Genomic DNA, 13,453 nt, shown 5'->3' on the forward strand with positions numbered 1-13,453 from the left:
ACCCAATGTCTCGCCGTTTCGGAATGGCGTTCAAAACGATATTTCCATGGTCCGGCCTTTGAAAATCGGCGACCCGCTTGCCATGTAGGGTCGATTGGGGCATAAGAGCGCCATAGCCGGGACGGAACGACTGGATGGTTCCGAGGCGGTGTTTGGTCATAAAGCGGAGACTTGCCACTTGCGTGGATCAAGAATCGGTTTTATGTAGACGAAACAGACACGCGACGCGTGGAGCTGGGAAACCGGCTTTACGCGTCTGATTTGCATGGGCGAAATGATTGCGCTGATTCGGCGCGAAATTCGCTCAGGCGGCACGTCCCGGCCAGCGGGATCATCCAGGAGACCCGGCCAACGGGTCTTGAAGACAGAGCGGCATATGGCTTCGAAAACCACAAATCCTTTCGTCTTTCTCCAGCAGGTTCGCGCGGAGACCGCCAAGGTGACTTGGCCGTCGCGGCGCGAAACGATGATCTCGACGGTGATGGTTCTGGCCTTCGCAGTGATCGCGATGATCTTTTTCTTCACCGCTGATCAGCTCATGGGCCTCGCGGTCGAACAGATTCTGGGCATCGGACGCTAAGTCCGGCGATTACGGAGAAGTCTTGAAATGACCGCGCGCTGGTACATCGTCCACGCCTATTCGAACTTTGAAAAGAAGGTCGCCGAGGATATCGAGAACAAGGCCAAGCAGAAGGGCCTGTCTGCCGACATCCACCAGATCGTGGTTCCGACCGAGAAGGTCGTCGAAGTTCGCCGCGGCCGCAAGGTCGATGCCGAGCGCAAGTTCTTCCCGGGCTATGTGCTGCTGAAGGCCAATCTGACCGACGCCGTGTTCTCGCTGGTCAAGAACACGCCGAAGGTCACCGGCTTCCTGGGTGACTCCAAGCCGGTGCCGATCACCGAGGCGGAAGCGCAGCGCATCCTGAACCAGGTCCAGGAAGGCGTCGAGCGGCCCAAGCCCTCGGTCACGTTCGAGATCGGCGAAGCGATCCGCGTTTCGGATGGTCCCTTCGCGTCGTTCAACGGTTTCGTCCAGGAAGTGGACGAGGAGCGGGCGCGGCTCAAGGTGGAAGTTTCGATCTTCGGGCGCGCCGTGCCTGTCGATCTGGAATTCGGGCAGGTCGAAAAGGGCTGATCCGAAATCCCTGAAGCCGGTTTGGCGATCAGGGGAGGCGGCGCGGAAGCGCGGCCTGAGAACGGTGGGAGACGAATGCGGCTTTAGCCGGCCGCATGGATCGCACCACCAGACTGCAACCGCCGGCATGACCGGCATAGACAAAGGCAGGAAAAGAGATGGCTAAGAAAATTGCAGGCCAGCTCAAGCTCCAGGTGAAAGCGGGATCGGCTACGCCGTCTCCCCCGATCGGCCCGGCGCTTGGTCAGCGTGGCATCAACATCATGGAGTTCTGCAAGGCGTTCAACGCGCAGACCCAGGAAATGGAAAAGGGATCGCCGGTTCCGGTTGTCATCACCTACTATCAGGACAAGTCCTTCACCTTCGTCATGAAGACGGCGCCGGTGAGCTACTTCCTGAAGAAGGCGGCGAACCTGACCTCTGGTTCCAAGGAGCCGGGCAAGGTCAAGGCCGGTACGGTTTCGCGTGACAAGGTCCGCGAGATTGCCACCGCGAAGATGAAAGACCTGAACGCAAACGACGTCGAAGCGGCCATGCGCATGGTCGAGGGCTCCGCCCGCTCGATGGGTCTGGAAGTGGTGGGGTAAGATCATGGCAAAGATTGCAAAGCGTGTATCGAAGACCCGCGAAGGCATCGATCCCAACAAGGCTTATGCCCTGGGTGATGCGCTGAAGCTGCTCAAGGACCGTTCCTCGGTGAAGTTCGATGAGACCATCGAAGTCGCCATGAACCTCGGCGTCGACCCGCGCCATGCCGACCAGATGGTCCGCGGCGTGGTCAACCTGCCGAACGGCACCGGCCGCTCGGTACGTGTCGCCGTGTTCGCCCGTGGCGACAAGGCCGACGAAGCGCGCGCCGCCGGCGCCGACATCGTTGGTGCCGAGGATCTGGTCGACATCGTCCAGAAGGGCACGATCGATTTCGATCGCTGCATCGCCACGCCGGACATGATGCCGCTGGTCGGCCGTCTGGGCAAGGTGCTCGGCCCGCGCGGCATGATGCCGAACCCGAAGGTCGGAACCGTCACCACCGACGTTGCCGCCGCCGTCAAGGCGTCCAAGGGCGGCGCCGTCGAGTTCCGTGTCGAGAAGGCTGGCATCGTCCATGCCGGCGTCGGCAAGGTCTCGTTCGACGTCAAGGCCCTGGAAGAGAACATCCGCGCCTTCGCCGATGCGGTGACCAAGGCAAAGCCGACTGGCGCCAAGGGCAACTACGTCAAGAAGGTGTCGGTCACCTCGACGATGGGCCCGGGCCTCAAGCTCGACGTCGCGACGCTCAACGCGTCCTGATACGAACATTTGGATCGGCCGCCAAGCGGCTGATCCGCAAGTGAATTCCGGACCTCCGACTTGTCGGCGGCCCGGTACCGGAAGCCGAAAGGTTTCCGGACATCCTGTCCGAGATTGCAGGCGGCCCAGAAGCCTTAATTCGATTTGGGCCTGCATGAGACGGGTGAAGACCGGACAACGGAGCGATTGCTCCAATGAAAGGTTCGAACCGTGTTTGCCTTTTGTCTGCGCATCGCCGGCTTGACTGTCGATGTGGCGAAAGGGGGCAGGATCCTCGAGCGTCGTTCGGGAGATCCGTTACTGGATGGCCCGGCCGACAAAAGGCAACCCGACGCCTGTCCTCGTCAATGGGATGTTCCCGTTAACAGGATTGGGGTCAACTGGAGATAGGCAGTGGACAGAGCGGAAAAACGCGAACTCGTCACGGGCCTGAACGGTGCGTTCTCGAACGCAGGTTCAGTGGTCGTGGCCCACTACGCCGGTATCACCGTCGCGCAAATGAACGACCTTCGGTCGAAAATGCGCGCTGCCGGTGGCACCGTCAAAGTCGCGAAGAACCGTCTCGCCAAAATCGCTCTTCAGGGCACGGACTCCGCATCGATCATCGAGCTGTTCAAGGGACAGACGCTGATTGCTTATTCGGAGGATCCGATTGCGGCGCCGAAGGTCGCGTCCGATTTCGCCAAGGGAAATGACAAGCTCGTCATTCTCGGCGGCGCAATGGGCACCACCTCGCTCAATGCCGACGGTGTGAAGGCACTCGCCACACTTCCGTCGCTCGATGAGCTGCGCGCCAGGCTGGTTGGCATGATCGCCACGCCGGCAACCCGGATCGCCCAGATCGTCAATGCGCCAGCGGCCTCGGTCGCGCGCGTCATTGGCGCTTACGCCCGGAAGGACGAGGCGGCATGAGGCCGTTCCTCGCTATCACAAACACACGTTCGAACCTTATGAAGGAACACAACAATGGCTGATCTCGCAAAGATCGTAGACGACCTTTCGAAGCTGACCGTCCTCGAGGCGGCCGAGCTGTCGAAGCTTCTGGAAGAAAAGTGGGGCGTTTCCGCCGCTGCTCCGGTGGCGGTTGCCGCTGCTGGCGGCGCTGCGGCCGCTGCTGCTCCGGCCGAGGAAAAGACGGAATTCGACGTCGTCCTCACCGACGCAGGCGCTCAGAAGATCAACGTCATCAAGGAAGTCCGCGCCATCACCGGTCTTGGCCTCAAGGAAGCCAAGGATCTGGTTGAAGCGGCTCCGAAGCCGGTCAAGGAAGCTGTTTCCAAGGCCGACGCTGACAAGTTCAAGGCCCAGCTGGAAGCAGCCGGCGCCAAGGTCGAACTGAAGTAAGCGTAAAAGCGGCGGGCGGCCTCGCGCCGTCCGCCACTCCCTTCGCCCGAAGGGAGAGCGCGTAACGCGAGATTTGCGAGAACCTCTTTCCTGAGGGCCGAAAACCGGCCTTCAGGAAACGGGTTTTCTCCCGTTCTAGCCGGCCGCCGACAGGCGCCGGGAAAACAGACAGAGGGTTGCCGCCAAGGTGGCCCAGTATGCAAGGCGAGCCGCGGCGAGGCTCGTCCCGAGTTTAGAGCTAAGGAGCGACGATGGCCCAGACCCAGACTTTCAATGGCCGCAGACGCGTACGCAAGTTCTTCGGAAAGATTCCGGAAGTTGCGGAGATGCCGAACCTGATCGAGGTTCAGAAGGCATCCTATGACCAGTTCCTGATGGTGGCGGAGCCCAAGGGTGGGCGTCCGGACGAGGGGCTGCAGGCCGTTTTCAAGTCGGTCTTCCCGATCTCCGATTTTTCCGGCTCCTCCATGCTGGAGTTCGTGAAGTACGAGTTCGAAGGACCGAAATTCGACGTTGACGAATGCCGTCAGCGCGACCTCACCTATGCCGCGCCGCTCAAGGTGACGCTGCGCCTCATCGTGTTCGATATCGACGAGGACACCGGCGCCAAGTCCATCAAGGACATCAAGGAGCAGGACGTCTACATGGGCGACATGCCGCTCATGACCTTGAACGGCACCTTTATCGTCAACGGCACCGAGCGCGTCATCGTTTCGCAGATGCACCGTTCGCCGGGCGTCTTCTTCGACCATGACAAGGGCAAGTCGCACTCGTCGGGCAAGCTTCTGTTTGCCGCGCGCGTCATCCCGTATCGCGGTTCGTGGCTCGACATAGAGTTCGATTCCAAGGACGTCGTGCACGCCCGCATCGATCGCCGCCGCAAGATTCCGGTGACGTCGCTGCTGATGGCGCTCGGCATGGACGGCGAAGAGATCCTGTCGACCTTCTACAACAAGATCACCTACAAGCGTGCCGGCGACCATTGGCGCATTCCGTTCAACGTCGAGCGTTTCCGCGGCCTCAAGGCTGTCGGCGACCTGGTCGATGCCGATACCGGCGAAGTCGTCGTCGAGGCCGGCAAGAAGATCACCGCACGCCAGGCACGGGCGCTTGGCGAAAAGGGTCTGAAGGCGATCAAGGCGACCGACGAGGACCTGCTCGGCAACTATCTGGCCGAGGACATCGTCAACTACGCCACCGGCGAGATCTTCCTCGAGGCCGGTGACGAGATCGACGAGAAGACGCTGAAGGTGCTGCTCGGCACCGGCGAAGAGGAGATCAAGGTTCTCGACATCGACCACGTCAATGTCGGCGCCTATATCCGCAACACGCTCAACGTCGACAAGAACGAGAGCCGCCAGGACGCGCTGTTCGACATCTATCGTGTCATGCGCCCCGGCGAGCCGCCGACGCTCGAAACCGCCGAAGCCATGTTCAACTCGCTGTTCTTCGATAGCGAGCGCTACGATCTGTCGGCCGTCGGCCGCGTCAAGATGAACATGCGCCTCGAGCTGAAGGCCGAGGACACCGTGCGCGTGCTGCGCAAGGACGACATCCTGGCCGTGGTCAGGACGCTGGTCGAACTGCGCGACGGCAAGGGCGAGATCGACGACATCGACAATCTCGGCAACCGCCGCGTGCGTTCGGTCGGCGAGCTGATGGAAAACCAGTACCGCGTCGGCCTGCTGCGCATGGAGCGCGCGATCAAGGAGCGTATGTCCTCGATCGAGATCGACACGGTCATGCCGCAGGACCTGATCAACGCCAAGCCGGCGGCTGCCGCCGTGCGCGAGTTCTTCGGTTCCTCGCAGCTGTCGCAGTTCATGGACCAGACCAACCCGCTGTCGGAGATCACCCACAAGCGCCGCCTCTCGGCGCTTGGACCGGGCGGTCTGACCCGCGAGCGCGCCGGCTTCGAAGTGCGCGACGTGCACCCGACGCATTACGGCCGCATCTGCCCGATCGAGACGCCGGAAGGCCCGAATATCGGTCTGATCAACTCGCTGGCCACCTTCGCACGCGTCAACAAGTACGGCTTCATCGAGAGCCCGTACCGCAAGATCGTCGACGGCAAGCTGACCAATGACGTCGTCTATCTCTCGGCGATGGAAGAGGCCAAGCACCACGTCGCGCAGGCCAACGCCGAACTCGACAAGAACGGTGGTTTCGTCGACGAATTCGTCATTTGCCGCAGCGCCGGCGAAGTGATGATGGCGCCGCGCGAAAACGTCGATCTGATGGACGTGTCGCCCAAGCAGATGGTGTCGGTGGCCGCGGCCCTGATCCCGTTCCTGGAAAACGACGACGCCAACCGCGCTCTGATGGGCTCGAACATGCAGCGTCAGGCCGTGCCGCTGGTGCGCGCCGAGGCGCCGTTCGTCGGCACCGGCATGGAGCCGATCGTCGCCCGTGACTCGGGCGCCGCCATCGGCGCCCGCCGCGGCGGCATCGTCGACCAGGTGGACGCGACGCGTATCGTTATCCGCGCCACCGAAGATCTCGATCCGGGCAAGTCCGGCGTCGACATCTACCGGTTGATGAAGTTCCAGCGTTCGAACCAGAACACCTGCATCAACCAGCGCCCGCTGGTTCGCATGGGCGACCGGGTCAACAAGGGCGACATCATCGCCGACGGTCCGTCGACCGAGCTCGGCGATCTGGCGCTCGGCCGCAACGTGCTGGTCGCGTTCATGCCGTGGAACGGCTACAACTACGAGGACTCGATCCTCCTGTCCGAACGCATCGTCGCCGACGACGTCTTCACCTCGATCCACATCGAGGAGTTCGAGGTCATGGCGCGCGATACCAAGCTTGGACCGGAGGAAATCACGCGCGATATCCCGAACGTCTCGGAAGAAGCGCTGAAGAACCTCGACGAAGCCGGCATCGTCTATATCGGTGCGGAAGTTCAGCCGGGCGACATCCTGGTCGGCAAGATCACGCCGAAGGGCGAAAGCCCGATGACGCCGGAAGAGAAGCTTCTGCGCGCCATCTTCGGCGAAAAGGCGTCCGATGTGCGCGACACCTCGATGCGCATGCCTCCGGGCACATTCGGCACCGTCGTCGAGGTGCGCGTCTTCAATCGCCACGGTGTGGAGAAGGACGAGCGCGCCATGGCGATCGAGCGCGAGGAGATCGAACGCCTCGCCAAGGACCGCGACGACGAGCAGGCCATTCTGGACCGTAACGTCTACGCGCGTCTTTCCGACGTGCTCGTCGGCAAGGAAGCGATCGCTGGACCGAAGGGCTTCAAGAAGGGCTCGACGCTGTCCAAGGATACGCTCGACGAGTATCCGCGTTCGCAGTGGTGGCAGTTTGCCGTGGAGAACGAAAAGCTCCAGAGCGAACTGGAAGCGCTGCGTGGCCAGTACGACGATTCCAAGAAGGCGCTCGAGCAGCGTTTCATGGACAAGGTCGAGAAGGTCCAGCGCGGCGACGAAATGCCTCCGGGCGTCATGAAGATGGTCAAGGTCTTCGTGGCCGTGAAGCGCAAGATGCAGCCCGGCGACAAGATGGCCGGCCGTCACGGCAACAAGGGTGTCGTATCGCGGATCGTTCCGGTCGAGGACATGCCTTTCCTCGAGGACGGCACGCATGCCGATATCGTGCTCAACCCGCTGGGTGTGCCGAGCCGCATGAATGTCGGCCAGATCCTGGAAACGCATCTGGGCTGGGCATGTGCGGGCATGGGCAGGAAGATCGGCGAGCTGATCGACACGTACAAGGCAGCGGGCGACATCAAGCCGCTGCGCAAGACGCTCGAGAGCTTCATCCCGGCCAACGACCGCAACGAGCCGGTTCGCGACTATGACGACGAGAGCATCGTTCGCCTCAGCGAGCAGATGCGCCGCGGCGTCTCGATCGCGACCCCGGTGTTCGACGGCGCGCATGAGGCTGACATCAACATCATGCTGGAGCAGGCGGGCCTGCACAGCAGCGGTCAGTCGCAGCTCTATGACGGACGCACGGGCGAGCCGTTCGATCGCAAGGTGACGATGGGCTACATCTACATGCTCAAGCTTCACCATCTCGTGGACGACAAGATCCACGCGCGTTCGATCGGTCCGTACTCGCTCGTCACCCAGCAGCCGCTGGGCGGCAAGGCGCAGTTCGGTGGCCAGCGCTTCGGCGAGATGGAGGTCTGGGCGCTGGAAGCGTACGGCGCCGCCTACACGCTGCAGGAAATGCTGACGGTGAAGTCCGACGACGTCGCCGGCCGTACCAAGGTCTACGAGGCGATCGTGCGTGGCGACGACACCTTCGAGGCCGGCATCCCGGAGAGCTTCAACGTTCTCGTCAAGGAAATGCGGTCTCTCGGCCTCAATGTCGAGCTGGAGAACACCAAGCTCGACGACAACCCTGTCCGGCTGCCCGACGCGGCCGAGTAAGGCAATGGCGCGCCACGGCTGTCCGCGGCGCGCCTCGAGCATGATCCCGACCGGTTTTCGACAGGATCATGCTCAACCAGGAAGAATTCGACGGCCAGTGGCCGACAAAGACGGCGGGCGTTTGGCTCGCGACTAGATGCAAGGGATCTTCGAGGATCCCGAAAAGGAGAACGGCATGAACCAAGAGGTCATGAATCTCTTCAATCCGCAGGCGCCTGCGCAGGTGTTCGATTCCATCCGGATATCGCTTGCCAGCCCTGAGAAGATTCTGTCCTGGTCTTTCGGCGAGATCAAGAAGCCGGAGACCATCAACTACCGCACCTTCAAGCCGGAGCGTGACGGTCTGTTCTGCGCGCGCATTTTTGGCCCGATCAAGGACTATGAGTGCCTGTGCGGCAAGTACAAGCGCATGAAGTACAAGGGCGTCATCTGCGAGAAGTGCGGCGTCGAAGTCACGCTGTCGCGCGTTCGCCGCGAGCGCATGGGCCATATCGAGCTGGCGGCACCGGTCGCCCATATCTGGTTCCTGAAGTCGCTGCCGTCGCGCATCGGCACGCTGCTCGACATGACCCTGAAGGACATCGAGCGCGTCCTCTACTTCGAGAACTACATCGTCACCGAACCTGGCCTCACCGCGCTGAAGGAGCACCAGCTGCTCAGCGAGGAAGAGTACATGATCGCCGTCGACGAGTATGGCGAGGATTCGTTCACCGCCATGATCGGCGCCGAGGCCATTCATGACCTCCTGGCCGGCATGGACCTGGAGAAGATCGCCGGCGACCTGCGTTCGGAACTGGCGTCGACCACCTCCGAGCTGAAGCAGAAGAAGTATCTGAAGCGGCTCAAGGTCGTCGAGAACTTCATGGAATCCGGCAATCGTCCGGAATGGATGATCATGAAGGTGGTTCCGGTGATCCCGCCGGACCTGCGTCCGCTCGTCCCGCTGGACGGCGGCCGTTTCGCCACGTCGGATCTGAACGATCTCTATCGCCGCGTCATCAACCGCAACAACCGTCTGAAGCGGCTGATCGAGCTGCGCGCCCCTGGCATCATCGTGCGCAATGAAAAGCGCATGCTGCAGGAAGCCGTCGATGCGCTGTTCGACAACGGCCGTCGCGGCCGCGTCATCACCGGCGCCAACAAGCGCCCGCTGAAGTCGCTGTCCGACATGCTCAAGGGCAAGCAGGGCCGGTTCCGTCAGAACCTGCTCGGCAAGCGCGTCGACTATTCCGGCCGCTCGGTCATCGTGACCGGTCCGGAGCTCAAGCTGCACCAGTGCGGCCTGCCCAAGAAGATGGCGCTCGAACTGTTCAAGCCCTTCATCTACGCCCGTCTCGACGCCAAGGGTTACTCCTCGACCGTCAAGCAGGCGAAGAAGCTGGTCGAAAAGGAGCGTCCGGAAGTCTGGGATATCCTCGACGAGGTCATCCGCGAGCATCCGGTGCTGCTGAACCGTGCGCCGACGCTGCACCGTCTCGGCATCCAGGCGTTCGAGCCGATCCTGATCGAAGGCAAGGCGATCCAGCTGCACCCGCTGGTCTGCACGGCCTTCAACGCCGACTTCGACGGCGATCAGATGGCCGTTCACGTGCCGCTGTCGCTGGAAGCGCAGCTTGAAGCCCGCGTGCTGATGATGTCGACCAACAACATCCTGCACCCGGCTTCGGGCGCGCCGATCATCGTGCCGTCGCAGGACATGGTTCTGGGTCTCTACTATCTCTCGATCGTCAACCAGAACGAGCCGGGCGAGGGCATGGTGTTTGCCGACATGGGCGAACTCCAGCACGCGCTCGAGACCAAGGCGGTGACGCTGCACTCCAAGATCAAGGGTCGTTTCCGCACGGTCGACGCCGAAGGCAAGGTCGTGTCGAAGATCCATGACACCACGCCTGGCCGCATGATCATCGGCGAGCTTCTGCCGAAGAACGTCAACGTGCCTTACGAGACCGCCAACCAGGAGATGACCAAGAAGAACATCTCCAAGATGATCGACACCGTCTACCGCCATTGCGGTCAGAAGGAGACGGTCATTTTCTGCGATCGCATCATGGCGCTCGGCTTCAGCCATGCCTGCCGTGCCGGCATTTCGTTCGGCAAGGACGACATGCTGATCCCGGATGCCAAGATCAAGCTGGTCTCCGACACCGAGGCTTTGGCCAAGGAATACGAGCAGCAGTACAATGACGGTCTGATCACGCAGGGCGAGAAGTACAACAAGGTCGTCGACGCCTGGGCCAAGTGCTCGGAAAAGGTCGCCGACGAGATGATGGCCCGCATCAAGGCGGTCGAGTTCGAGGACAATGGCCGTCAGAAGCCGATGAACTCGATCTACATGATGTCGCACTCCGGTGCGCGTGGCTCGCCCACCCAGATGCGCCAGCTTGCCGGCATGCGCGGCCTTATGGCCAAGCCGTCGGGTGAAATCATCGAGACGCCGATCATCTCGAACTTCAAGGAAGGCCTCACCGTGCTCGAGTACTTCAACTCGACCCACGGCGCCCGCAAGGGTCTGGCCGACACCGCCTTGAAGACGGCGAACTCGGGTTACCTCACCCGTCGTCTGGTCGACGTGGCGCAGGACTGCATCGTCAACTCCGTCGACTGCGGCACCGACAAGGGCCTCACCATGCAGCCGATCGTCGATGCCGGTCAGGTCGTTGCTTCGGTCGGCCAGCGCGTGCTGGGCCGTACGTCGCTCGACGACATCACCCATCCGGTGTCGGGCGAGATCCTGGTCAAGGCCGGAACGCTGATGGACGAGCGTGACGTGGAACAGATCGAAAAGGCCGGCGTCCAGTCGGTCCGCATCCGCTCGGCACTGACTTGCGAAGTCAGGGTTGGCGTCTGCGCGGTCTGCTACGGTCGCGATCTGGCCCGCGGCACCCCGGTCAACCAGGGCGAAGCCGTCGGCGTCATCGCGGCGCAGTCGATCGGCGAGCCGGGCACCCAGCTCACCATGCGTACCTTCCACATGGGCGGTACCGCGCAGGTGGTGGACAGCTCGTTCCTTGAAGCCTCGTATGAGGGCAAGGTCGAGATCCGCAACCGCAACGTGGTGCGCAACTCCGACGGCCAGCAGATGGTCATGGGCCGCAACATGGCGGTGCTGATCCTCGACGAAGCCGGCAAGGAGCGCGCCTCGCACCGTCTCACCTATGGTTCGCGCATCTTCGTGGACGATGGTGACAAGGTGAAGCGCGGCCAGCGTATCGCCGAGTGGGATCCCTACACGCGTCCGGTCCTCACCGAAATCGAGGGCAGGGTGTCGTACGAGGATCTGGTCGACGGCATTTCCGTTCAGGAAACGGCCGACGAGTCGACCGGCATCACCAAGCGTGAGGTCATCGACTGGCGCTCGACGCCACGTGGCAACGACCTGAAGCCGGCGATTGCGATCCAGGACGCCAAGGGCAAGGTCGGCAAGCTGTCCAAGGGCGGCGACGCCCGCTTCCTGCTCTCGGTCGAGGCCATTCTTTCGGTCGAGCCGGGTTCGCAGGTTCGCCCCGGCGACGTTTTGGCGCGTATTCCGATGGAAAGCGCCAAGACCAAGGACATCACCGGCGGTCTGCCGCGTGTTGCCGAGCTGTTCGAGGCACGTCGTCCGAAGGATCACGCCATCATCGCCGAGATCGACGGCACGATCCGCTTCGGCCGCGACTACAAGAACAAGCGTCGCATCATCATCGAGCCGCATGACTCGACGCTTGAGCCGGTCGAATACCTGATCCCGAAGGGCAAGCCGTTCCATCTCCAGGACGGCGACGTCATCGAGAAGGGCGACTACATCCTCGACGGCAACCCGGCGCCGCACGACATCCTGGCGATCAAGGGCGTGGAGGCACTTGCTTCCTACCTCGTCAACGAGATCCAGGAAGTCTACCGTCTGCAGGGCGTGTCGATCAACGACAAGCACATCGAGGTGATCGTTCGCCAGATGCTGCAGAAGGTCGAGATCACGGTGCAGGGCGACTCGACCTACATCCCGGGCGATCATGTCGACGTGATCGAACTGGAAGAGGTCAACGAGCGTCTGGTCGAGGACGGCAAGAAGCCGGCCGAAGGCCTGCCGGTGCTGCTCGGCATCACCAAGGCATCGCTGCAGACGCCGTCCTTCATCTCGGCCGCCTCCTTCCAGGAGACGACGCGAGTGCTGACGGAAGCTGCCGTTGCCGGCAAGACCGACATGCTGCAGGGCTTGAAGGAAAACGTCATCGTCGGCCGGTTGATCCCGGCCGGTACCGGCGGCACGATGAGCCAGATCCGGCGCATCGCCACCTCGCGCGACGAACTGATCATCGACGAGCGCCGCAAGGCCTCGGGTGCGGAAGTCGCCGAGCCGATGCTGGCCGACATGACCACCGCCGCGCAGTAAGCGCGGACGGCAACGATCTCAGGCAATAAGGCCGTCGGGGCAACCCGGCGGCCTATTTTTTGTGCTATTCGGACACCCTCTCGAAGCGAAGCAGATCGCCCGGCTGACAGTCGAGATAGTCGCAGATGCGCTCCAGCGTGTCGAACCGGATACCCTTGACCTTTCCCTGCTTCAAAAGAGAAAGATTGGCCTCGGTGATGCCGACATATTCGGCCAGGTCCTTTGACTTCACGTTTCGTTCGGCGAGGACGACATTGAGCCTGACCCTTATGGGCATGAGCTGATCCTCATCAGATGAATTGCGCGTTTTCTTCGGCGAGTGCCGATGCCTCGGCCATGACCCAGGTGATGACAGCGACGATGCAAGCTGCCAGCAAGGTCAGCATCGTGTCGCTGTCGAGACCGAGCGTCAGCCGGTGCTGGCCGGCAGGCGCGTCCCAGCTGAGCAGAACGGACAATGCCGCCGCCGAAACCGGTTTCAGCAAGGCGGATGCCAGCAGGCCGAGGCCAAAGTATCGCAAATTGCTGATGGCGCCCTGACCGAAGAAGTTGCCGGACGCGAAAGCGCCGAAGCAGCGCCTTGCGGCCATGAGCGCGAAGACGAGGCAGGCAAGCGGCACGAACGAGATCGCGAACCCGACCAGTCTTCGACCGAGGCCAAGCTCGCTCAGCCATTCCTGCGGGACTTGCGCATCGGCCGCGATCGAACTGGCGGAGACGCTGAGCCAGTAGAACAGCAGACCGATGGTCAGCAATATGGCGAGGACGACAAAACACCTCGCCAGCACTAGGCTGAAAAGTCGGATGCGTCTCAATCTAAGCTGGCGGGCAGGATCGGCGGGGACAGCCGTGATGACAGGTTCAATCATCGCCGTTATCACTCCATCGTAATGAATTATCGTTTTACAATAATTTATTTATGCG

Annotated in this window: 10 protein-coding genes; 8 read left to right on the forward strand and 2 right to left on the reverse strand. The window is 61.9% G+C overall.

The window, feature by feature from the left end; all coding sequences use genetic code 11:
- Positions 1-376 precede the first annotated feature (376 nt).
- The 8 genes from secE (at position 377) to rpoC (ending at position 12,529) form a co-directional block, all read left to right on the forward strand.
- A complete protein-coding gene (secE, locus tag P3C39_RS06495; RefSeq protein ID WP_013531408.1) occupies positions 377-580 on the forward strand; it encodes a preprotein translocase subunit SecE in 204 nt (67 codons plus the stop codon).
- A 27-nt stretch (positions 581-607) separates the two neighbouring features.
- Positions 608-1,135: a transcription termination/antitermination protein NusG gene (gene nusG / locus P3C39_RS06500; protein WP_013531409.1), complete on the forward strand. Its 528-nt coding sequence runs from the start codon at positions 608-610 to the stop codon at positions 1,133-1,135.
- A gap of 158 nt (positions 1,136-1,293) precedes the next feature.
- Positions 1,294-1,722 (forward strand): 50S ribosomal protein L11, encoded by a 429-nt coding sequence (gene rplK / locus P3C39_RS06505; RefSeq protein WP_013531410.1) that lies wholly within the window; start codon positions 1,294-1,296, stop codon positions 1,720-1,722.
- 4 nt (positions 1,723-1,726) lie between these two features.
- Entirely contained in the window at positions 1,727-2,425 is a 699-nt protein-coding gene (rplA, locus tag P3C39_RS06510; RefSeq protein WP_013531411.1) for a 50S ribosomal protein L1, read from the forward strand.
- Between the two features lie 393 nt (positions 2,426-2,818).
- Positions 2,819-3,337: a 50S ribosomal protein L10 gene (gene rplJ / locus P3C39_RS06515; RefSeq protein ID WP_013531412.1), complete on the forward strand. Its 519-nt coding sequence runs from the start codon at positions 2,819-2,821 to the stop codon at positions 3,335-3,337.
- A 54-nt stretch (positions 3,338-3,391) separates the two neighbouring features.
- Positions 3,392-3,769: a 50S ribosomal protein L7/L12 gene (rplL, locus tag P3C39_RS06520; protein WP_013531413.1), complete on the forward strand. Its 378-nt coding sequence runs from the start codon at positions 3,392-3,394 to the stop codon at positions 3,767-3,769.
- Between the two features lie 251 nt (positions 3,770-4,020).
- Complete coding sequence (gene rpoB / locus P3C39_RS06525) at positions 4,021-8,157, forward strand: DNA-directed RNA polymerase subunit beta (RefSeq protein WP_013531414.1); 4,137 nt, start codon at positions 4,021-4,023, stop codon at positions 8,155-8,157.
- Positions 8,158-8,332: 175 nt separating this feature from the next.
- Positions 8,333-12,529: a DNA-directed RNA polymerase subunit beta' gene (rpoC, locus tag P3C39_RS06530; protein WP_013531415.1), complete on the forward strand. Its 4,197-nt coding sequence runs from the start codon at positions 8,333-8,335 to the stop codon at positions 12,527-12,529.
- Between the two features lie 64 nt (positions 12,530-12,593).
- Here the strand turns inward: rpoC and P3C39_RS06535 are convergent, their stop codons facing one another.
- A complete protein-coding gene (locus tag P3C39_RS06535; protein WP_013531416.1) occupies positions 12,594-12,806 on the reverse strand; it encodes a helix-turn-helix transcriptional regulator in 213 nt (70 codons plus the stop codon).
- A 13-nt stretch (positions 12,807-12,819) separates the two neighbouring features.
- Positions 12,820-13,398: a DUF2975 domain-containing protein gene (locus P3C39_RS06540; protein WP_013531417.1), complete on the reverse strand. Its 579-nt coding sequence runs from the start codon at positions 13,396-13,398 to the stop codon at positions 12,820-12,822.
- Positions 13,399-13,453 lie beyond the last annotated feature (55 nt).

Origin of the sequence: Mesorhizobium sp. XAP4 (assembly GCF_029269325.1) — a bacterium.
In the GTDB taxonomy this organism is placed as follows: domain Bacteria; phylum Pseudomonadota; class Alphaproteobacteria; order Rhizobiales; family Rhizobiaceae; genus Mesorhizobium; species Mesorhizobium ciceri.